This window comes from Stenotrophomonas sp. STEN038, from assembly GCF_056759895.1.
Genome location: NZ_JBRRDW010000007.1, coordinates 80,375 through 101,524, shown reverse-complemented (window position 1 = coordinate 101,524; position 21,150 = coordinate 80,375). Strand labels below are relative to the sequence as shown.

Below are 21,150 nucleotides of genomic sequence, written 5' to 3'. Positions count from 1 at the left end.
GGGTGGGCCGTGCCTTGGGTAGAGCCGAACCATGTTCGGCTGGGGCCTTACCGGTGAAGCACCTGCCGAGCATGGCTCGGCACTACCGCTGGGAGAGCCCCTGCCGAGCATGGCTCGGCACTACAGAGGCTTTTCTTCCGCTGCAGGCCTTTCTTTGGTTTCTGGCTTGGCGGCCTCCGTCGGTGCAACAGGCTTCGTTTCTGAAGCAGGCTTCGCCTTTGCCGCCGCTGCAGCCTGCGCCGCCGTTACCGAGCCGGGGTGCTTGAGTTCCTGCAGCGCCGACTGGATCGGGGCGTCGCCCGGCAACACCACGCCGGCCTTGCTGTCCACCGCTTCGTCATCGCCACGCAGATGGCCAGGCAACTTGGCTTCGCTGTAGTCGCTCAGGCTGGCCGGCAGATCGTTGACCGCATCGGCCGGATCCGGCGCCAGTTCCACATCCGGCAGGATGCCGGTGGCCTGGATCGAGCGACCGCTGGGCGTGTAGTAGCGCGCGGTGGTCAGCTTGACCGAGTCGCCGTTGTCCAGCGGCAGCACGGTCTGCACCGAGCCCTTGCCGAAGGTGCGGCTGCCGACCACGCGCGCGCGGCCGTTATCACGCAAAGCACCGGCCAGCACTTCCGAGGCACTGGCCGAGCCAGCGTCGGCCAATACCACCATCGGTGCGCCCTTGAGCAGGTCGCCCGGGGTAGCGTCGAACTTGGCATCGCTGATCGAGATGCGGCCACGGGTACTGACAATACCGCCCTTTTCCAGCAGATCATCAGCCACCTGTACGGCAGCAGTCAGCAGGCCGCCCGGGTTACTGCGCAGATCCAGCACCAGGCCCTTCAACTTGCCGCCGGCCTGCGCCTGCAGTTGGTTCAGCTGCTTCTGGAAGTCAGCGCCGGTATCGGCCTGGAAGGTGCTGATGCGGATATAGCCGTAGCCCGGCTCCAGCATCTTGCTGCGCACGCTGGTAACGCGGATGGTCTCGCGCATCACGGTGACATCGAAGGGCTTCTGCTCGCCACGCGCAATAGTCAACACCACGCTGCTGCCGGCCTTGCCACGCAGCGGTTCGCTGGCATCGATGGCGTTGATCGGGGTGCCATCGATGGCAACGATCAGGTCACCGGCCTGCAGCCCGGCACGCGCGGCCGGGGTGTCGTCGATCGGCGACACCACCTTCAAGGTGTTGTCCTGCTGCAGCACCTCCACACCGATGCCTTCGTAGGCACCATTGGTCTGCTCGTCGAAGGCCTCGGCATCTTCCTTGTTGAAGTAGGTGCTGTGCGGGTCCAGTTCCAGCAGCAGGCCGCGTACGGCCGACTGCATCAACTTCTTGTCATCCACCGGATCCACATAGGCCGCGCGCACGGCGTTGTAGACGCCGACAAAACGGCGGATCTCATCCAGCGGCACGCGTGAGGTGACCGATTCCTTGGCATCGGGATCGTCCGCCTTGGACACCTTGTCCGGGGCGCTCTGGGCCAGTGCAACAGCCGGTGACAGGGCCAACAGCAGGGCAGCAGCAAGACGGGCTACACGCATGAACCACTCCATGAGATTACGGATGCGCAATAACCGCGCTGGACCCGATTATGCGCGAAGCCCGGCTAAATTCTTGTTGAATCGACGCAGCCCGCTGCGCCAGCACTCAGCGGGCGTTACTGCCGCTGCAGCCAAGTCGAGGGATCCACCGGCTGGCCGTTGCGGCGCAGTTCAAAATACAGCGCGGTCACACCCTGGCCACCGGAGTTGCCGACCTTCGCCACCGCGTCGCCACGTTTGATGGTGGCACCGGCATCCTTCAACAAGGCGTCGTTATGCGCGTACAGGCTCATATAGCCGTTGCCGTGATCGACGATCAGGATCATGCCGTAGCCGGTCATCCAATCGGAAAACACCACCGTGCCGTCGGCAACGGCGGTGACGGTACTGCCTGCCGGCGCACCGATCAGCACGCCCGCGCTGTTGCGGCCATCCGGCAAGCGTCCGCCATAACGGGCCAGCAGGTTGCCCGACAACGGCCAACCCAGGCCGCCAACCCGCGGTGCCGGTGCGTTGGCCACCACCCGCGGCGGCACCTTGCCCGGCGTGGCCCGAGCGGGAGTGCGAGCTGAGCCGCTATTGGCGGCGGCGGTCTGCCGCGCCTGTTCGGCGGCACGGCGAGCGGCCGCGCGGCGCTCGGCTTCGGCGCGGGCAGCAGCTGCGCGCAGACTGGCCAGCACCTGCTCCAACGCGCGTGCATCCTTGCCCAAGGCCTTTTCGCGCTCGCTGCGATCCTGATAGCGGGTATCCAGCTCGCTCAGCACGCTGGCGCGCTGGCGACGGTCCTGGGCCAGCGCGGTAGCCTGCTGGCGTTGTTGTTCGCGGGCCTGCTCCAGTTCCTTGCTACGGGCGACGATCTGCTGCTCGGTGCTGGTCAGCGCCTGCAGATCGGCTGTCAGGCCGGTGATTGCCTTGGCGCGCTCGCGCTGCAGGTAGCGGTGATAGGCCAGTTCGCGATTGGCATCGGCCACGCTGTCCTGCGACAGCAGCAGCTTCAATGGCGCGTGATTGCCCAACTGGTAAGCACCGCGCAGCAGGGTTGCCAGCTGCTGGCGTTGCTGGGCCAAGCCGCTTTCCAGCGTGGTCCGGCGTTGCTGCAGGGCCGCCAATGACTGTTGTTCGCGCTGCACGGCGGCTTCGGCCTCGGCCACCGCGCGGCCGCTGCGGGCAACCTTCTGGTCGGCCTCGCGCAGGCGCTGGCTGGCTTCTCCGCGCTGCCCCTCCAGCTGGCGTCGTTCCTGGGCAACGCCTTTGATCTCGCCGCGCAGCTGCTGCAGCTTCTTCTCGGTGTCGCGCGAGCTGTTCTGCGCCGATAATGGACCGGCCAGCAACACCCCCAGCATCAGCAGGCAGGCACCGCGCCATGGCGGCAGGGCCGTACGTCGTTGGGGGCGAGGCTGGCGACTGGGCTGGCGCAAAGAGGTTCCAGTGACTTCAGGCAGATGCGGATTGTACCCAAGCGTGATGCCATGCCACCCAGTCCATCGGCATTTCCAAAGTGGAGATCTCATGAAACGTCTATTTCTACTTCTGCTGCTGAGCACGAGTGCCCCACTGGCGCTGGCCGCGGACGACATCAGCAAGGTCAATGGCAGCATCCAGACCCAGGCCGGCAACACCTACGGCGATCTGGAAACCGTCAATGGCAGCATCCAGTTGGCTTCCGGTGTGCAGGCCAACAGCGTCGAGACCGTGAACGGCAGCGTACGCACCGAAGACAATGTGCAGGCGCACAGCATCGAAACCGTCAACGGCGGGATCCACGGTGGCCGCAACCTGGTGCTTACCCACGGGCTGGATACAGTAAACGGCGGCATCTATGTTGATCGCGGCAGCCGCATCGGCGGCAATATTGAAACCGTCAACGGCAGCATCGGCCTGGTCGCCGTGCAACTGGGTGGCGATATCGAAACCGTGAACGGCGATATCACCGTTGGCATCGATTCAGTTGTCAAAGGCGGCATCAAGGTCAATCGCCCCTCGTTCGGCATCTCGCTGACGGCGCCGCGCAAGCCGCGGATCGTCATCGGCCCGAACGCGGTGGTTGAAGGCCAGCTGGTGTTCGAGCGCGAGGTCGTGCTGCTGGTGCACGACTCGGCAAAGATCGGTCCTGTGACCGGTGCCACGCCGCAACGTTTCGACAGCGAAACCGCGCCACGCTGAACGCGCATTGCAGGCCAATCCTGCCTAGAATCCGGGTTCGACCTTGCAACCCGGAGTTCTCATGCAACGCAAACTGTTGTTGTGCCTGGCCGCGACCGCGGCATTGGCCGCCTGCAAGCAGGAGGCCCCGGCACCGGCGGCCTCCGCGCCCGCCCCCGCACCGCCGCCGGCCCACACCTTTGCCGGTGCCATCAATGCCGCCGACTTCGGCGAGCTGGTGAAGACCCTGGCCTCGGATGAATTCGAAGGCCGCGCCCCCGGCAGCAATGGCGAAGAACTGACGGTCAACTACATCCGCGACCAGATGCAGCGCATCGGTCTGCAGCCGGGCAACGGCGACAGCTGGTTCCAGGAAGTGCCGATGACCGAAACCACGGCCAACCCGGCTACCGTGCTGAAGATCCAGCAGGGCCAGGCCAGCCGTGACCTGGCGTTCGGCACCGACATGGTGATCGGCACCCGCAGCGGCCAGCCGGAAATCAAGATCGACAACAGCGAGCTGGTCTTCGTCGGCTATGGCGTCGACGCACCCGAGCAGAACTGGAACGACTACACCGGCCAGGATTGGAAGGGCAAGACGGTGGTGATGTTCGTCAACGACCCCGGCTTCCATACCGACGACGCCAAGTTGTTCGATGGCAAGCGCATGACCTATTACGGGCGCTGGACCTACAAGTTCGAGGAAGCCGCACGCAAGGGCGCCGCCGCCGCGCTGATCGTGCACGACAGCGCTGGTGCCTCCTATGGCTGGGACGTGGTGAAGAACTCCTGGGGTGGCGCCCAGTACGACCTGCCCGCCGCCGAAGACAGCCAGCCGCGCCTGCAGGCACAGGGCTGGCTCAGCGCCGAGGCCGCACGCAAGCTGTTTGCCGATGCCGGGCTGGACCTGGACAAGGCCTACAAGGACGCCAGCAAGCGTGGCTTCAAGCCGGCACCGCTGAATGCCAGCCTGTCGCTGGACCTGAAGAGCACCATCGCGCAGAAGAAGTCGCGCAACGTGGTCGGCGTACTGCCGGGCAGCAAGCGTGCCGACGAAGCCGTGCTGTACATGGCGCACTGGGATCACCTGGGCAAGCACGAGGGCGAGGAAGGCGACAACATCTACAACGGTGCGGTCGACAACGCCACCGGCGTGGCCGGCATTCTTGAAGTGGCCGACGCGCTCGCCCACCAGCAGACCCCGCCGGAACGCTCGGTGGTGTTCCTTGCAGTGACGCTGGAGGAATCGGGCCTGCTCGGTTCGCAGTACTACGTGAACCACCCGACCTTCCCGCTGGACAAGATTGCCGGCGTGATCAACATCGATGCGATGTCGGTCAATGGCCGTGCACGTGACCTCACCGTGACGGGCTTTGGCAGCTCCGAGCTGGAAGACCTGCTCAAGCCGCTGGCCGCCAAGCAGGGCCGTACCCTGCATGCGGAGAGCTCGGTGCAGAGCGGCTTCTACTTCCGCTCCGATCACTTCAACTTCGCCAAGGCCGGCGTGCCTGCGTTGTATGCCGATGGCGGCGAAGACCTGATCGACGGCGGCGTCGAGGCTGGCAAGCGTGCGGCTGAAGCCTATGGCAAGGACCGCTACCACGGCCCGAAGGACGAGTACGATCCGGCCACCTGGAAGCTCGACGGCATCGTCGAAGACCTGGAACTGTTGTATGGCGTTGGCCAGCAGTTGGCCGGCGGTGACGCCTGGCCGAACTGGTACGAAGGCAACCCGTTCAAGGCCAACCGCGACGCGATGATGAAGAACAAGGACAGCAACACGGCCAAGTAAGCTGCTGCTGATCGCGACAGAACGGCGCCTGCGGGCGCCGTTCTTGTTTGTGTGTGTCTACGCTGCCTACGCCGCCGGTGCTTCCGCACGCGCCATGCGCGCCTTGCGCACACCGGCCACCGCGAACACCACCAGGCCAGCCCAGATCAGGCAGAAACCAACCAGCTGATTGGCATTGAAGGCTTCGCGGAACACCAGCACGCCGACCAGGAACTGCAGGGTTGGCGCGATGTATTGCAGCAGGCCAACCACGGTCAGCGGCACCCGCCGCACGCCGAAGGCGAAGGCAATCAGCGGGATCGCGCTGACCGCACCGGCCAGCACCAGCAACACGTCGTTGCCGACGCCCCAGCCGGAAATGAAACCGCCGCCATGACCGGCCTCGGCCCAGATCACATAGGCCAGCGCCGGTGCCACCATGAACAGGCTTTCCACACCCAGCCCGCTCACCGCATCGACAACCACCAGCTTGCGCAGCAGGCCATACAGGCCAAAGGTGATGGACAGGCCAATCGCGATCCACGGCGGACGGCCGCTCTGCCAGGTCAGCCAGGCCACGCCCAGGGCTGCCAGCGCCACCGCCAACCACTGCAGCTTGCCGAGCCGCTCACCCAGCACCATCACCCCGAGCAGCACGCTCAGCAGCGGGTTGATGAAGTAGCCAAGACTGGTCTCGACCACGTGGCCGGCGTTCACCGCCCAGATGTACAGGCTCCAGTTCAGCGCGATCAGCAGGCTGGACAGGCCCAGCAGCCAGAACCGCCGTGGCGTGGCCCATACCTCGGTCAACCAGCCCCAGCCGCGCATGATGCCCAGCCCACCGACCAGCAGCACCGCGCTCCAGACAATGCGGTGGGCAATGATCAGGAACGACGGCACCTCCTTGAGCAGATGCCAGTACAGCGGGAACAAGCCCCAGATAACGAAAGCCAAGGTGGTGGCCCACAGGCCGTTGCGGGTTTCGCTGTTGCTGTTCATGCGCGACGCAGCCTTGCAAGGGTGATGACCACGACGCCGGCCAGGATCACCGCCATCGCGCCAAGATCGGAAATGCTGAAACGCTCATGCGCGATCCACGCGCCCAGCGCCACGGCGATCACCGGATTGACGTAGGCATAGCTGCTGGCCAGCACCGGGCGCACGTTGTGCAGCAGCCACACGTAGGCGGTAAAGGCGATGATCGAGCCGAATACGGTCAGGTAGCTCACCGACAACAGACCCTGCAGGTTGGGTAGCGCGCTGATGCGTTCGCCGCGCAGCAGGCCAACACTGATCAGCACCACGCCACCACACAGCATCTGCCCGGCGGCAGTCATGAACGGCGATGGCAGGTCGCGGCCGCGCGACCAGATCGAGCCACCGGCCCAGCCCAGCGGCGCGATCAGCAACAGGATCAGCCCGGTCGGCGTCGCGGTCAGGCTGCTGCCGGCGTTGAGCCAGACCACGCCGACGAAACCAATGGCGATGCCCAGCCACTCGCCAAGCGTGGCCCTCTCGCCACGGATGGCCGAGAACAGCGCCATCCACAAGGGCACCGAGGCCACCGCCACCGCGGCCAGACCGGACGACACATCGCGCTCGGCCAGCACCACCATGCCATTGCCGAGGAACAGCAGGCACACCCCCATCACCGCCACGGTCTTCCACTGCGCGCGGGTAGGCGCGGCGACGCCACGCCAGCGCAGGAAGGCATAGAGCAGGCTGCCGGCGAGCAGGAAGCGCGTGCCGGAGATCACCGTCAGCGGCGGCAACCCGCTTTCCAGCGCGAGATGAATGCCTAGATAGGTCGACCCCCACACCACGTAGACCAGGAACAAGGCCAGAACGACAAGGCCACCCCTGGGAGGAGCAGCCGGCGTGGATACGGGGGAGGACATGAGGCGGTGCCACCATTCGGGGGAAGGTGAATTCTAGGCCACCCGGGCACAGAGATCAGTCTGAAAAACGGCATGCTGTATTCGTTTCGCAGTCCTGCCTACGTCATCCATACATGGTCTGCGCTAGCTTGAAGGCAACCACCACGCCAGCACCGCGCGCATCGCCCGGCCATCGGCCACCCAGCGAGGACAGCATCTGCATGAACAGCCCCTCCGCCAACCTACCGGCAGCCTCCGAACGCGCCGCCCTGCGCCGCTCCATCTCCAATACCTTGAAGGGCTCGGCCGGCAACCTGGTCGAGTGGTATGACGTGTATGTGTACTCGGTGTTCGCGGTGTACTTCGAGTCGCAGTTCTTCTCGGCGGCCGACAAGAACTCCACGATCTACGTGTGGGCGATCTTCGCCGCGACGTTCCTGATGCGGCCGATCGGCGCGTGGTACTTCGGCCGTTTCGCCGACCGCTACGGCCGCCGCCGCGCACTGACGGTATCGGTGACGGTGATGGCGGCCTGCTCGTTCCTGATCGCGATCACCCCGACCGCCGCGCAGATCGGCGGTGCCGCGGCACTGATCCTGCTGCTGGCCCGGCTGGCGCAGGGCTTCGCGACCGGCGGCGAGTACGGCACCAGCGCCACCTACATGTCCGAAGCGGCTATTCCCGGCCGCCGCGGCTTCCTGTCCTCGTTCCACTACGTCACCCTGGTTGGCGGCCACGTACTGGCGCAGCTGACCCTGCTCGGCATGTTGCTGCTGTGGGACAAGCCCGAGATTTCCGCCTGGGGTTGGCGCATCGCGTTCGGCATCGGTGGCATCGCCGCCATCGTGGTGTTCTGGTTGCGCCGGAGCATGGACGAATCACTGACTTCCGATTCCATCGAAGCCGCGAAGGATGGCCGCGCCAAGGCATCCGGCTCGATGTACGAACTGTTCGTGCATCAATGGCGACCGTTGCTGTTGTGCTTCCTGATCACCGCCGGTGGCACGGTGGCGTTCTACACCTACTCGGTGAACGGGCCGAAGATGATCCAGAGTGCATTCGCCGGCAATGACGTGATGACCGGCACCGTGATCAACCTGGGCGTGCTGACCTTTTTGATGCTGCTGCAGCCGCTTGGCGGTTGGCTGTCGGACATCGTCGGCCGAAAGAGCCTGCTGGTGTTCTTCGGCGTCGGCGGCGTGCTCTACAGCTGGTACATGATCACCCAATTGCCGCAGCAACATGATCCGCTGATGGCCTTCCTGGTGCTGGCAGTCGGCTTCGTCATCCTGACCGGCTATACCTCGATCAACGCGGTGGTGAAGGCCGAGCTGTTCCCCACGCATGTGCGTGCCTTGGGCGTGGGCTTTGGCTACGCGATGGCCAATTCACTGTTCGGCGGTACGGCGCCGTTGCTGTACCAGGGCGCGCTGAAGACCGGTCATGTGGATACGTTTGCTATCTATGTGACGGCGGTGATTGCGGTGTCGCTGGTGGTCTATGTGTTCTTTTTGAAGAACAAGGGGCCGAACTGGTTGGATGGTACGCGGCGGTAAGGCTGTGCAAGCAACGGAGCTGAAGTGGCTTTGGGCTTGGACGAGGACAAAAAAACGGCGGACCAAGTCCGCCGGCCTTCTCATCACTCAGCGCCGAACAAGGTCACTCAACGCCGAGCAGCATCACTCGCTTCACGTGCAGCCTCGAACTCCGCACCCTTCTGCCAGGTTGGCCACTTCCGGCTATTGGCCAGCTCCAGACCCATGTCATAAACCAGCAAGGTATCGGCGGCCAGACCACGCGCATCCCACTGCGGCGACCACGCATCGCAGGCCTGGTGATAGCACTTGGCGAAATAGGCATCACGCAGCGCGCGGCCGGCGGCAACGCCGCCGTCCAGCTTGTCCAGGCCGGCACCTACGGTGATCGCTGGCACACCCTTGCGGGCGAACGCGAAATGGTCGGCGCGGTAGAAGAAACCGGCTTCCAGGTTCGGATCCGGCGACCAGCGACGGCCGCGTGCCTGTGCAACGCGCTGCACATCATCCTCCAGCGAAACCCGGCCATTGCCCCAGGTCGCGATGTCGGCGGTTTCGCCGTCCGGGCTGAACATCTCGATGTTCAATACCGCCGCAGTGGTCTCCAGCGGTGCCAGCGGGTGCGCGGCGTAATAGCTTGCGCCGAGCAGGCCCTTCTCTTCGGCCGTCAACGCGATGAAATACAGCGAGCGCTGCGGACGCGGGCCGGCGGCGAACACGCGGCCGAGCTCCAGCACCGAGGCCACGCCGGTGGCATTGTCGATGGCACCGTGGCGCACGGTCTGGCCAGCTGCGTCCGGCTGGCCGATGCCGAAGGCATCCCAGTGTGCGGAGAAGATCACCGACTCCTGCGGATGACTGCTGCCTTCCAGCTTGGCCACCACGTTGCGGGTAACCACGCGCTCACGCTTGACCCAGAAGCTGGTGGTGAGACTGGCGTCGCCGAGCTCGACAGGACGGAAGTCAGCCTTCATCGCCTTGCGCTTCTCGGTCTCGAAATCGAGGCCAGCGGCGCTGAAGATGCGCTCAGCCAGCGCCCTCTGCATCCAGCCGCGTACCGGCGTATGCGCGGCCTGGGCCTCGTCGTTGCTGCGTTCGATATCGAACAGCGGCGAAGTACCGGACGCCTTCACCGTTGCCCACGGATAGGCGGCCGGAGCGGTCTCGTGCACGATCAGCACGCCCTCGGCGCCGCGGCGTGCGGCCTCCTCGAACTTGTAGGTCCAGCGGCCGTAGTAGGTAACCGCTTTGCCGTCGAACGCACCCGGCGCTTCGGTTTCGAAGTCGGCGTCATTGATCAGCACGACGGCGATCTTGCCGCTCAGGTCCAGGCCCTTGTAATCGTCCCAATGCCGTTCCGGCGCGGAGATGCCGTAGCCGATGAAAACCAGCGGCGTGTCCTGCTGGTCGACCACACCGAACGGACTAAGACTCTGCAGGGTGATGTCCTCACCGTTGACCAGGGGCACCGACTTGCCGTTCAAGCTCAGGCTGGCCTGTACCGGGCCATCCACCGTCGCGCGGACCAGCGGCACTTCCTGCACCCAGCTGCCGTCCTTGCCGCCCGGCTGCAGGCCGGCCTTGCGGAATTCGTCGACCAGATAGTCCACCGTGCGCTGCTCACCAGCCGAGGCCGGGGCACGGCCTTCGAACTCGTCCGAGGCCAGGATGCGTACATGCCGCGACAGCGCTTCCGGATCGATGCCACCGCCGGGCAGGTCATTGGCCGCCGAGGCGATGCCACCGACAAACAGGCAGGAAGACAGCAGCAGGATGCGCATCGGGTTCACGGCAACTACCAACGACAGAATGAATGGCAGATTCTAACCGGCCTTGCCTTGGTAGTGCCGAGCCATGCTCGGCAGAGGCGTTACCGGGAAAGCCCCTGCCGAGCATGGCTCGGCACTACACCCCTTCCCTTTCGCGCAGCGAAGGGGAGGGTTGGGGAGGGGTGGGCTTCACCACTCCTGTTCTGGTCGTGGCTTCGCGGCTGACGCCTGATCTCCTGCATTGCCGGGGAAGCCTCTGCCGAGCATGGCTCGGCACTACAGGTAACCCCGCTCGCTTTCAGCGCTTCTCGCGGTCCAACCAGCAGGCCAGTCCTTGTGCATTGAGCTCGATATCCATCGCTAGCACACGCAGCACTTCAGACGCATCCAGCGGACTGCCCTGTAATCTCAACCGCGCCACATACAACGCACCCAGCGCGTCCACCAGCAGGCGATGCCGCTCCGGCTCACCATTGCAGCGCTGTGCGATCGCCACCATCGCGTCGATCTGCTCGTGCAGTTCCTGCGCCAATCGCGCCGTGCCTTCGACCCGGCCGTAATGGGTCAGGTACATGCCTTCCGGCGCTTCCTGCATCAAGAGCAGGATCGAGGCATGCATTGCCTCCGGCTCGAACTGCACCGGCGAGGAGGTGGGAATGATGAACGCACCACCCGCGTGATCCAGCTCGCGGTACGACAAACCAAAGGTGTCGCCAGTAAACCAGCTGCGGCTGGCTGCATCCCATACACAAAAGTGGTGCCGTGCATGTCCCGGCGTATCCACGCAGACCAGCTCGCGGCCCGCCAGCAGAACGCGATGCCCGTCCTCGGCAACCACTACACGTTCGGCCGGCACCGGCACGATCTGTCCGTAACTGCGCGCGATCTCGGCTTCGCCATACACCGCCGTTGCACCGGCAATCAGTCGGGTCGGATCGATCATGTGCTGGGCGCCACGTGGGTGCACGACCAGCTTGGCATTGGGCAGCTGCTGCATCAGCGCACCAGCACCGCCGGCATGATCCAGGTGCACATGGGTGACGATCAGCCAGTCGATGTCCGCTGGCTGCAAACCGGCCTGCTCAATGCAGGCCAGCAGATTCGGCAAGGAATGCGTGGTGCCGCAATCGACGAACGCGCCGCGCCCATCCTGCACGATCAGATAGGCCGCATCGAAGTGATCGCGCTGGAACGCGGTATCGATGGTGTGGATGCCATGGGCAAGAGACATGCAGCAACTCCGGCAGAAACTGGCTTCGATCGTGCCAGCCGCCCTGCCCGCACTCAACCCGGACTTTTGTCGCAGCCGTACCGGCTCAGTGCTGCAGCACGCGCGGGCGCAACAGCAGGGCAAGCACCATCACCGCCAGGAAGCCGCCGTAGGCGTACAGCACGGCCAGGATCTGCTTCCACAGGCCTTCGGCGACCTCGGTGGCGCCCACGTGGTAGCCCCACAACATGAAGCCGATGCTGGCCACCAGGGCCAGCACCAGCATCGATGCATCAAACACGCTGCGCCGGCGATTGCGCGGCTGGCGCGGGAACCACCAGTACAGCGCTCCCATCACGCAGAACCAAGGGAGAAACAACAACAACGACAACCAGGCCATCGACGTGCTCCTCCGCAGGTGATTACTCCTTCGCTGCAGCCTCGCGCAGTTCGCGCAACGCCGCCAGCACCGGCTCCACTTCCACTTCGACCTTGAACAACTCGCTCTGCAGCGCATCGCCCTGCTCGGCCTGCTTGAGCACGGCGATCAGCTGGCCGGCATCGCGCGGCGAGTCAAAGCCTTCGCTCTGGATCAGCAGCGTGCCTTCGCCATCGAGCAGCTTGAAGTAGAAGCGGCCATCCTTCTCGCGGTACTGCTTGAACAGCGGCAGCGCCGCCTTGGCAGCGACCGCCGCCTTGGGCTTGTCACCGGCGGCAGACAGGTCACGCAGGCCAACGGCGTGGCGCAATTCCTTCAACAGCGGGATGGCGAACTGCTCGCGCAGCTGCTGGCCGCGCTTGCGCAGGATGGCTTCGATCTTCTCGGGCTCGGCCATCAAGGCGTTGTAGCGCTCGCGCAGCGGCGACAACTCGGTGTCGATGCGTTCGAACAGCTGCTGCTTGGCATCGCCCCAGCTGATGCCGTCGGCAAAGGCCTTGGCGAAGGCTGCGGTCTGCTCCGGGCTGGCGAAGGCCTGGTACATCTGGAACAGCGCCGAGCCTTCGGTGTCCTTGGGCTCGCCCGGCAGGCGCGAGTCGGTGAGGATGGAGAACACCAGCTTCTTCAGCTCCTCGCGCGGCACGAACAGCGGGATGGTGTTGCTGTAGCTCTTGCTCATCTTGCGGCCGTCCAGGCCGGCCAGGGTGGCCACCTGTTCGTCGATGATCACTTCCGGCAGGGCGAAATATTCCTTGCCGTAAACGTGGTTGAAACGCTGGGCGAAATCGCGCGCCATCTCGATGTGCTGGATCTGGTCACGACCCACCGGCACCTTGTTGGCGTTGAAGATCAGGATGTCGGCGGCCATCAGTACCGGGTACATGAACAGGCCGGCGCTGACGCCTGCGTCGTCGTCGAGCTGCTCCTCGCGGTTCTTGTCCACCGCGGCCTTGTAGGCATGGGCGCGGTTGAGGATGCCCTTGCTGGCGACCACGGTGAGGAACCACATCAGCTCGGTGGTTTCCGGGATGTCACTCTGGCGGTAGAACCACACCTTGTCCGGATCCAGGCCGCAGGCCAGCCAGCTGGCCGCGATCTCCAGGGTCGAACGCTGGGTGCGCTCGGGCTCCTGCGCCTTGATCAGGCTGTGCAGGTCGGCCAGGAAGAAGAAGCTCTCGATGTCCGAGGCCTGGCTGGCGGCGATGGCCGGGCGGATGGCGCCGACGTAATTGCCGAGGTGGGGAGTGCCGGAGGGGGTGATGCCGGTGAGGACGCGGGTAGTCATGTAAACCAAGCTGACGAGCGGATGAACCGGGCCAGTGTAACCGCCCCTGCCTGTCCCCGCCCTCAACCCCATTGCCCGCGGCCGGCCGTTTGAAGCCATGTACCCCGCCAAGGAGCCTGCCATGTACCGTTTTCTAGCCAGTGTGTTGTCGGTTGTCGCGCTATGCGGGTTCAGCCCGGTACGGCCGGCCGATGAGGGTCCGGTGCAGCTGTCGGTGATCGACCGCGACGACGGGCAGGAACTGGACCTGTACCCGCACCGGGGCCAGCAATGGGTAGCCGGCAGCCCCGGCCACCGCTACAGCGTGCGCATGCAGAACCGTAGCGGCCAGCGCGTACTGGTGGTGCTGTCGGTGGACGGGGTCAACGCCATCACCGGCCAGACCGCCTCGCCCAGCCAGTCCGGCTATGTGCTGGAGCCCTGGCAGAGCAGCGAGATCACCGGCTGGCGCAAATCCAATGCCGAGGTGGCGCAGTTCGTGTTCACCAGCTCCAGCGACAGCTACGCCAGCCGTACCGGCCGCCCGGCCAATGTCGGGGTGATCGGCATCGCCGTTTTCAATGAAGCACGCCGGCCGGTGCATGACGTGCGCCCGCTGCCGATGCCGCGGCCGACCCCACGACCGATGCCGCAGTACGAGGACCGTGCCGAGGCCAGTGCCAGTGCCAGCTCCGGCGCGCGCGCGGCCGAAGCCGCTGCGCCCAGTGCGTCGGCCAAGAGTGAGTCGCAGCAGCGGCTTGGCACCGGTCACGGTGAACGTGAGTGGTCGAGTTCGTCATTGACCAGCTTCGAACGTGCCAGCCGTAATCCGGTGCAGGTCAGCGAAGTGCGTTATGACTCGCGGCAGCGGCTGGTGGCGTTGGGCGTACTGCCGCGCGGTCATCGCCATGTGGACAGCTCACCGCAGGCGTTCCCGAGTGGTTTCGTGCCGGACCCGCCGGCGCGTGGGCGTTGAGTTGGTTGATCGCAGCGCGGGGCCGCAGCTTGTCTGTAGGAGCGGCGTAAGCCGCGAAGCTGACCTTGCCAAAGCCCTTACCCCCCATGCCATCTGATGATGCCCTTGCTTCGCGGCTTACGCCGCTCCTACAAATAGGCAAAAAGGAAACCGATGCCAGAGGTCTGGCATCGGTTTCTGATTGAGGCAAATAGCTTCTCTCAATCACCCCACATCAGTGGTAATCGGGATAGTCCTTGTGCAGCGCTTTCTGGAAGTCGCGCACTTCGGTTTCTGCGCGGTCCTTGGCCCAGCCATAACGTTCCTGCAGGCGACCTGCCAGGTATTCGGCGTTGCCTTCAGCCACCTTCATGTCGTCGTCGGTAATGTCGCCCCACTTGGCCTGTACCTTGCCCTTGAGCTGGGTCCACTTGCCGGAAATGATGTCTTTGTTCATTACGCTGCTCCTTCGGGGGATACGCGGTTGATTCGCGTGGGACCACTTTCGTCGCCCCCCCGTTGGCATCAGGTCCATGTTTCGTTGTGTGCTGCTGACCTTGGTGAACATCGCTTCAGCTAGCAGACTCCGTGCATGAAAAAGGCCGGCATTGCCGGCCTCCTTCATTCATCTGCAGGACCCTGCCAAGTATCACTTACCCTTGGCAGCGTCTTCGACCTTCTCACCGGCCTTCTGCACATCCTTGCCTGCACCCGCCACGGTATTGCAGCCAGCCAGCACCGCAACCGAGAACAGCGACAACATCATCAGGGCAACCAAACGCTTCATGTGTTTCTCCTGTGGTGGTTCCATCGGTGCGGTCCACAACGGACCGCGTGTTCATCAGCACTTGCCGTCTTTGCAATCCTGCGCCTTGTCTTCGACCTTCTCACCGGCCTTCTGCATGTCCTTGCCTGCGCCCGCCACGGTATTGCAGCCGCTGAGCATGCCAACCGAGAACGCGCCCACCAGGGCCAACATCAACAGTCGCATCATCATTCGTCTTCTCCTCCCTTTCAAGGCAGATGCCGTGGCCGGTGACCGGCGGCGGGCACGTCGTGTGTGAAGACGAATCTGGCGGCTGGGCCGTGTGCTCCGCGTGAAACCGCGCAGCACACGTTCAGCGATGTCGGCCGATTGTTAATCGCGCATCAGGGTGGACTTGCCGAACAGGCTCTCCACCAGGTCCACGGCCAGCTCGGCGGTGCGGTTCTGGTGGTCGAGCAACGGGTTCAGCTCGACGATGTCCAGCGAGCCCATCAAGCCGGTGTCGGCGATCATCTCCATCACCAGCTGCGCTTCACGGTAATTGACGCCACCCGGAACCGTCGTGCCAACGCCCGGCGCGATGCTGGGATCGAGGAAGTCCACATCGAAACTGACATGCAGGTGGGTATTGGCATCGATGCCATGCAGCGCGGCTTCCATCGTCCGCTTCATCCCTGCTTCGTCGATGTAGCGCATGTCGTAGACATCCACACGGTGCTGCTTGATCAGGCGCTTCTCTTCCGGGTCGACCGAGCGGATGCCGATCTGGTGCACCTGCCACGGTGCGATCGCCGGGGCGTTGCCGCCCAGGTGGGTCAGGCCTTCCGGGCCGAGGCCGCACAGGCAGGCCACCGGCATACCGTGGATATTGCCCGATGGGGTGACGTCGGAGGTGTTGAAATCCGAGTGCGCGTCCAGCCACAGCACGCGCAGCTGCTTGCCTTGCTCACGGCACCAGCGCGCAACGGCGGTGATCGAACCCACGCCGAGACAATGGTCGCCGCCAAGCATGATCGGCATGCGGCCTTCCTTCAGCTCGGCGTAACTCGCCTCCATCAGTGCATGGTTCCATGCGACCACTTCGTCGAGATGACGGTAGCCCTGCACCGGGCCGGTCCACGGATTGCGCGGGCCATCCAGGTTGCCGATGTCGCGTACATCCACACCGCGCTCAGCCAAGGCCTCCGGCAGGCCAGCGATGCGCAGCGCCTCCGGCCCCAGCCGCGCACCACGTGCGCCCGCACCCACATCGGTAGGCACGCCAATCAGCGACACCGGACGAAAACTGCTCATACCACCTCCGTTGCAAATGAAATCAGTTTAGCGAGCGACCGCAGAAAGACCTTGCGGCAGCGCGTCAAACCCGGAGTCCAATAACCCCCTACGCCTACTGCGCCAAGCCTTCTGGCCAGCGTACGCCCACCACATGTCAGCTGTTCGCACTGTCCGGTTCAGGCTGCCGCTGCTTGTACGCCAATCAGGGTGCCGGGGCTTTTGGATCCCAGTCCGCGGGCGCAACGATCTTGGGCAGCTCCGGGTCGGCGATGTAGTTGGGCGACATGATCTGCACCCCGGCGGCGTTGAACGCATCCTGGATATTGGCATGCAGCTCACTGAGTATCTGCGCGCGCAGCGGCAACTGAATGATGTGCACGCGCACCACATAGGCAACGTAGAAATCGTTGAGCGCGGTCTGCAGCACATGCGCGGCCGGGACCCGCTGCACATGCGCGGTCTTGCCCGCAGCGTCCAGCAACAGCCTATGCACCTGTCGCCAGGGCGTGTCGTAACCGATGGTGATGCTGGTCTCCAACCACATGCCCGCTGCCTGTGGATCCCGCGAGTAGTTCAGCAGCTTGCCGCTGAGCACATGCATGTTGGGGAGACTGACCTCCACCCCGGTAAGGGTGCGGATGCGGGTGGTGAACAGGCCGATCTGCAGCACCTGGCCTTCGACATCGGCAACCTTGACCAGATCACCGACCGACATTGTCCGTGCATAGAGCAGGGTGAAGCCGGCCGCGGCCTGGCCCACGATGCTGGAGCCGCCCAGCGAGATCATCACGCCCAGCAATACGCTCAAACCCTTGAACGCGTCGCTGCTGGAGCCGGGCAGATACGGATAGGCCATCGCAAGTGCGAACAGCCAGATACCTGCCACTGTGAGCTTGCGGCTGGGCTCGGCCAACTGGCGGTCAATGCCGAAAATCTGGAAGCGCCCGTTCTGTACGCCGCGGAACAGCATGCCAACGATCTGGCTGGCCAAGCGCGCCAACAGGAAAATGATGACCGCGGTGACCAGCCCCGGAATCGCTGCCACACCGGCCCACAACCAGGCCTTGGCCTGGGCGGCGATCCACACCGTCATCGCCGTGGCCCAGGGTTGGGTGTAATCGAACTGATGGAACACGTAGCGCAGCCATTCCTCTGCCAGCACCAGCACCGCCACCAGCAGCACCGCACGCGACAGCCAGTCGGCCAAAGCATTTGCCCCGTGCAGCATCTGCTTGACCGGTGCGCTGTGCAACGCACTCGCCCGCTTTCCAACCCATGCCAACATCGCCGCACGCAGCCTGCGCGCAGCCCATGCCAGCAACCAGATCAATGCACCCGCCAACAGCGTGGCGACAAGGCTGTACAGCACACCGCGAAGCACCCGCCCCGGTGCCCGCTCGCGTTCGGCAGCGGCAACCGCATCAGCCAGCCGGCTGCGAACTTCCTCACGCACCTGGCCCAGGCTCTGGCCCTGTGCAGCATCCACGTCGGCGGGGGTGATGATGGTGACGACCTCGCCCCCGAGCAGCAGGATCGCGCCATCGGCGGTGTCGTTGAAGCTGACCCCGGGCACGCCGGGCTCCTCAACGATCCGCTTGATGTTGAGCTCGGTGACCTGCGCCCGCTGCAGTGGCGAGCGGCCCATGAAAGCGCCGCGGAAGGTAAGGATGTCGCGGTTGTAGTAACGCGCCGTCGCCGGAACCGGCCCTTCAACCTGCGCCGCGTCATCGACGGCGACCGCCGTGCCTGGCAAGGCGAGCCCGGCCAGCGACGCGAGCGCGACTGCCAGCGCGAGCGAAGCGAACCGACGTACAACCGAGCGGACGACGACGCGGCTTCGGAACATGATTGCGCTTCCCCGCAGGAACAGGTGACAGCCCGGTGCAGTGTTGCCGCAAGAGCGGCACAAAGGGAAGCCCATCCTCCGCACAGGAGACGCTGAATGTCTCCGACGGTCATGTATCGCGAACCAGCGCTCGCCAAACTCTCCCCGCAGTACCGCCCCGCTTGATATTGGTCAGTACCACCGACCAGGCCTGCTCGGATACTCACCCAATGAACAGCCCCGCCTCCACCTTGACTGTCCTCAATGCGCCGCACCGGCTGCTGTTCTTCATTGGTGTCTGCAACCTCGGCCTGGCGATGGGCTGGTGGGCGTTGTGGCTGGGCGGGTTGCAGCTGGGAAAACCCCTGCCAGCACCCGGCTTGCCGCCGGCCTGGCTGCACGGGCTATGGATGCAGTACCTGGTGCTGCCCAGTTTCATCTTCGGCTTCCTGTTGACCGTGTTCCCGCGCTGGATGGGCCTGTCGGCGCTGCCGCGATGGCAGTACGCCGGGGTCGGCGGCGGCCTGTTCGGCGCGCAGATCGCGCTGCTTGCTGCCGGCCTCGGCTGGCAGCCGGGTGTGTGGCTGGCCCTGCTGTTGGCGTTGCTGGGTTGGGCGTTCGGCCTGCTCGCACTCGGCCGTTTGCTGCTGCAGGAGAAAGGCCGCACCTGGCATGCGTGGTCCTGCTGTTCCGGCTTGCTGATGGGCTGGATAGGCCTGCTCTGCTTCGCGATTGCTGCCGCAGGCGGCGATGTCCGCTGGCAGGCACTGAGCGTGTCGATCGGCACCTTCGGACTGTTGCTGCCGATCTACGCCAGCGTCGCCCATCGCATGTTTCCGTTCTTCGCCGGCAATGTGGTGCCTGGTTACCAGGCTTGGCGGCCGCCGCAATGGCTGGCGATCCTGTGGGGGCTGTGCCTGCTGCATCTGGCCGGTGAAAGCCTGCAGCTGGCACTGGCAACGCTGCTTGCCGATGCTGGACTGCTGCTGTTGTCGCTGTACTCGCTGTGGCGCTGGTGGCCGCGCGGCCCCAAGCCTGCCTTGCTGGCGGTATTGTTCTACGGGCTGGCGTGGTGGCCGCTGGCGATGCTGCTGTATCTGCTGCAGGACATCGCCGCCCTCGCCGGCCACGTTGGCTGGCTGGAACGCGCGCCGCTGCATGCCTTGGTGATCGGCCTGTTCGGCAGCCTGCTGGTGGCGATGGTCACCCGCGTGACCCAGGGCCATTCCGGGCGTTCGCTGGTGATGCCGGTGGTGGCCTGGATCGCCCTGCTCGGCCTGCAGCTGGTCGCAGTGCTGCGCATCCTCGCACCGCTGCTGGACGATCCCTGGCGTTGGCATGCCGTCGCCGCCGCAGGCTGGCTGTTGGTGCTTGCACCGTGGTTGCTGCGGTTGGGGTGGATCTACTGGCGCCCGCGTGCGGATGGAAAACCGGACTGAACGCTGCGCTCAGACCTGAACGCGGCCGTCAGCCAGATGCACGACCTGCTGGCCGAACATATCCACATCTTCGGGATCATGGCTGATCAGCAGCAGCGGAATGCCGGTCTGGTCCAGCACGGTCTCGAGCTCCTGGCGCAGATGCGCACGCAAGGCGTGGTCGAGGGCTGCGAATGGCTCATCCAGCAGCAGCGCCTGCGGCTTGGTTACCAACGCCCGCGCCAAGGCGGTGCGCTGACGCTGGCCGCCGGAGATCTGCGATGGCAGCAGGTCACCGAGGTGATCGATACGGAACGCCTGCAGCCATTGCTCCACCGCATCGATGCGGCGACCACGCGGTGGGTTCAACAGGCCTTGCTGCAGGCCGAAACCAACGTTCTGCCGCACCGTCAGGTGCGGGAACAAGGCGTAATCCTGGAACACATAGCCGATACGGCGGCGCTGCGGTGACAGGTTGATGCCTGCCGCCGCGTCGAACAGCGCCTGCCCGTGCATGCGGATCACACCGGCATCCGGCCGCAGCAGCCCGGCCACCGCCTTCAAGGTCAAACTCTTGCCGGCGCCGGATGGGCCGAACAACACAACATTGGGCTGCGTGCAGCGCAGCGCCGCATGCAATTGGAACTGCTGGCCTGCTGCCTGCAGCTGGCGCCGGATATCCAGTTCAAGCCACATTGCGTGCCCCCTCCTGTCGCCGTCCCACCAGCCGCGCGGCGAGCAGCAACACGCTGATGCAGACCAGCGAGGACAGCAGCACCAAGGCGTTGGCGCGACCGTCATTGCCGGCCTGTACCGCCTCGTAGATGGCGATGGACAAGGTCTGGGTGCGGCCGGGAATACTGCCGGCGACCATGATGGTGGCGCCGAACTCGCCCATCGCGCGGGCAAATGCCAGCAGCAGGCCGGCAAGAATGCCGCGCCATGCCAGCGGCAAGGTCACACGGAAGAACAGCGCCAGCTCCGACACACCCAAGGTGCGCGCAGCCTGTTCCAGCTGCCCATCAACGTCTTCAAATGCCGCACGTGCAGGTTTGAACACCAGCGGAAACGACGCGACTGCGGCAGCGATCACCGCTGCCTGCCAGGTAAACACAAGATTGATGCCGAAGCTGCTCTCCAGCCATGCGCCAAGCGGGCCCTTGCTGCCGATCAGCACCAGCAGGTAATAGCCCAGCACCGTCGGCGGCAGCACCATCGGCAAGGTGAATATGGTGTCCAGCAACTCACGGCCGGGAAAGCGCCGCCGCGCCAACAAGGCACCAAATCCGACACCGAGCACGAGGTTGATCGCGGTCGCCCAGCCGGCCACCTTCAGCGACAACCACAGCGCGCTCCAGTCCAGATCCACCA

At 64.8% G+C, this 21,150-nt stretch carries 20 protein-coding genes; 5 read left to right on the top strand and 15 right to left on the bottom strand.

All coding sequences use genetic code 11. The features are described 5' to 3' along the window. Window positions 1-120: 120 nt before the first annotated feature. A complete protein-coding gene (locus ACVOLS_RS04705; protein ID WP_481544675.1) occupies window positions 121-1,533 on the bottom strand; it encodes a S41 family peptidase in 1,413 nt (470 codons plus the stop codon). Between the two features lie 116 nt (window positions 1,534-1,649). After that, window positions 1,650-2,876 carry a murein hydrolase activator EnvC family protein gene (locus ACVOLS_RS04700; protein ID WP_481544694.1) on the bottom strand — a complete coding sequence of 409 codons (1,227 nt, stop codon included), beginning with the start codon at window positions 2,874-2,876 and terminating at the stop codon, window positions 1,650-1,652. 166 nt (window positions 2,877-3,042) lie between these two features. Between ACVOLS_RS04700 and ACVOLS_RS04695 the strand changes: the two genes are divergently transcribed. Continuing rightward, on the top strand, window positions 3,043-3,696 hold the full coding sequence (locus ACVOLS_RS04695; RefSeq protein WP_481544674.1) for a DUF4097 family beta strand repeat-containing protein: 654 nt from the start codon (window positions 3,043-3,045) through the stop codon (window positions 3,694-3,696). A gap of 61 nt (window positions 3,697-3,757) precedes the next feature. Further along, the gene (locus ACVOLS_RS04690; protein WP_481544673.1) at window positions 3,758-5,467 is read left to right on the top strand and encodes a M28 family metallopeptidase; all 1,710 of its coding nucleotides are present in this window, start codon (window positions 3,758-3,760) and stop codon (window positions 5,465-5,467) included. Between the two features lie 66 nt (window positions 5,468-5,533). On the opposite strand, the gene rarD is transcribed toward ACVOLS_RS04690, so the two are convergent. After that, window positions 5,534-6,445, bottom strand: a complete 912-nt coding sequence (gene rarD / locus ACVOLS_RS04685; protein ID WP_481544672.1) for an EamA family transporter RarD — start codon at window positions 6,443-6,445, stop codon at window positions 5,534-5,536. Beyond that, the gene (gene yedA, locus ACVOLS_RS04680; protein ID WP_481544671.1) at window positions 6,442-7,344 is read right to left on the bottom strand and encodes a drug/metabolite exporter YedA; all 903 of its coding nucleotides are present in this window, start codon (window positions 7,342-7,344) and stop codon (window positions 6,442-6,444) included. Before yedA ends, rarD begins: the two co-directional genes overlap by 4 nt. Before the next feature lie 200 nt (window positions 7,345-7,544). Here yedA and ACVOLS_RS04675 point away from each other — a divergent pair, with 200 nt between their 5' ends. Next, complete coding sequence (locus ACVOLS_RS04675) at window positions 7,545-8,879, top strand: MFS transporter (RefSeq protein WP_481544670.1); 1,335 nt, start codon at window positions 7,545-7,547, stop codon at window positions 8,877-8,879. A gap of 107 nt (window positions 8,880-8,986) precedes the next feature. Here the strand turns inward: ACVOLS_RS04675 and ACVOLS_RS04670 are convergent, their stop codons facing one another. From ACVOLS_RS04670 to ACVOLS_RS04655, 4 genes are all read right to left on the bottom strand, one after another. Continuing rightward, window positions 8,987-10,639: a M28 family metallopeptidase gene (locus ACVOLS_RS04670; RefSeq protein ID WP_481544693.1), complete on the bottom strand. Its 1,653-nt coding sequence runs from the start codon at window positions 10,637-10,639 to the stop codon at window positions 8,987-8,989. A gap of 286 nt (window positions 10,640-10,925) precedes the next feature. Then, window positions 10,926-11,858, bottom strand: coding sequence for an MBL fold metallo-hydrolase (locus ACVOLS_RS04665; protein ID WP_481544669.1), 933 nt, complete (start codon window positions 11,856-11,858; stop codon window positions 10,926-10,928). Between the two features lie 85 nt (window positions 11,859-11,943). Then, window positions 11,944-12,237, bottom strand: a complete 294-nt coding sequence (locus ACVOLS_RS04660; RefSeq protein ID WP_282273156.1) for a hypothetical protein — start codon at window positions 12,235-12,237, stop codon at window positions 11,944-11,946. A gap of 22 nt (window positions 12,238-12,259) precedes the next feature. Next, window positions 12,260-13,561: a tryptophan--tRNA ligase gene (locus ACVOLS_RS04655; protein WP_481544668.1), complete on the bottom strand. Its 1,302-nt coding sequence runs from the start codon at window positions 13,559-13,561 to the stop codon at window positions 12,260-12,262. 121 nt (window positions 13,562-13,682) lie between these two features. Here ACVOLS_RS04655 and ACVOLS_RS04650 point away from each other — a divergent pair, with 121 nt between their 5' ends. After that, the gene (locus tag ACVOLS_RS04650) at window positions 13,683-14,516 is read left to right on the top strand and encodes a hypothetical protein (RefSeq protein ID WP_481544667.1); all 834 of its coding nucleotides are present in this window, start codon (window positions 13,683-13,685) and stop codon (window positions 14,514-14,516) included. Window positions 14,517-14,730: 214 nt separating this feature from the next. Here ACVOLS_RS04650 and ACVOLS_RS04645 read toward each other — a convergent pair whose 3' ends face one another. The 5 genes from ACVOLS_RS04645 to ACVOLS_RS04625 all read right to left on the bottom strand — a co-directional run bounded on the left by ACVOLS_RS04645 (window position 14,731) and on the right by ACVOLS_RS04625 (window position 18,382). Further along, on the bottom strand, window positions 14,731-14,952 hold the full coding sequence (locus tag ACVOLS_RS04645) for a CsbD family protein (RefSeq protein ID WP_282269033.1): 222 nt from the start codon (window positions 14,950-14,952) through the stop codon (window positions 14,731-14,733). Window positions 14,953-15,144: 192 nt separating this feature from the next. Continuing rightward, window positions 15,145-15,282, bottom strand: coding sequence for an entericidin A/B family lipoprotein (locus ACVOLS_RS04640; protein WP_481544666.1), 138 nt, complete (start codon window positions 15,280-15,282; stop codon window positions 15,145-15,147). A gap of 54 nt (window positions 15,283-15,336) precedes the next feature. Beyond that, window positions 15,337-15,489: an entericidin A/B family lipoprotein gene (locus ACVOLS_RS04635; protein WP_481544692.1), complete on the bottom strand. Its 153-nt coding sequence runs from the start codon at window positions 15,487-15,489 to the stop codon at window positions 15,337-15,339. A 144-nt stretch (window positions 15,490-15,633) separates the two neighbouring features. After that, entirely contained in the window at window positions 15,634-16,554 is a 921-nt protein-coding gene (gene rocF, locus ACVOLS_RS04630) for an arginase (RefSeq protein WP_481544665.1), read from the bottom strand. Between the two features lie 184 nt (window positions 16,555-16,738). Beyond that, window positions 16,739-18,382, bottom strand: a complete 1,644-nt coding sequence (locus tag ACVOLS_RS04625) for a mechanosensitive ion channel family protein (protein WP_481544664.1) — start codon at window positions 18,380-18,382, stop codon at window positions 16,739-16,741. 209 nt (window positions 18,383-18,591) lie between these two features. Here ACVOLS_RS04625 and ACVOLS_RS04620 point away from each other — a divergent pair, with 209 nt between their 5' ends. Continuing rightward, the gene (locus tag ACVOLS_RS04620; RefSeq protein ID WP_481544663.1) at window positions 18,592-19,800 is read left to right on the top strand and encodes an NnrS family protein; all 1,209 of its coding nucleotides are present in this window, start codon (window positions 18,592-18,594) and stop codon (window positions 19,798-19,800) included. 9 nt (window positions 19,801-19,809) lie between these two features. Here ACVOLS_RS04620 and ACVOLS_RS04615 read toward each other — a convergent pair whose 3' ends face one another. Together ACVOLS_RS04615 and modB are read right to left on the bottom strand one after the other, a co-directional pair. Continuing rightward, window positions 19,810-20,475, bottom strand: a complete 666-nt coding sequence (locus tag ACVOLS_RS04615; protein WP_481544662.1) for a sulfate/molybdate ABC transporter ATP-binding protein — start codon at window positions 20,473-20,475, stop codon at window positions 19,810-19,812. Further along, a complete protein-coding gene (gene modB / locus ACVOLS_RS04610) occupies window positions 20,465-21,148 on the bottom strand; it encodes a molybdate ABC transporter permease subunit (protein ID WP_197606690.1) in 684 nt (227 codons plus the stop codon). Before modB ends, ACVOLS_RS04615 begins: the two co-directional genes overlap by 11 nt. Window positions 21,149-21,150 lie beyond the last annotated feature (2 nt).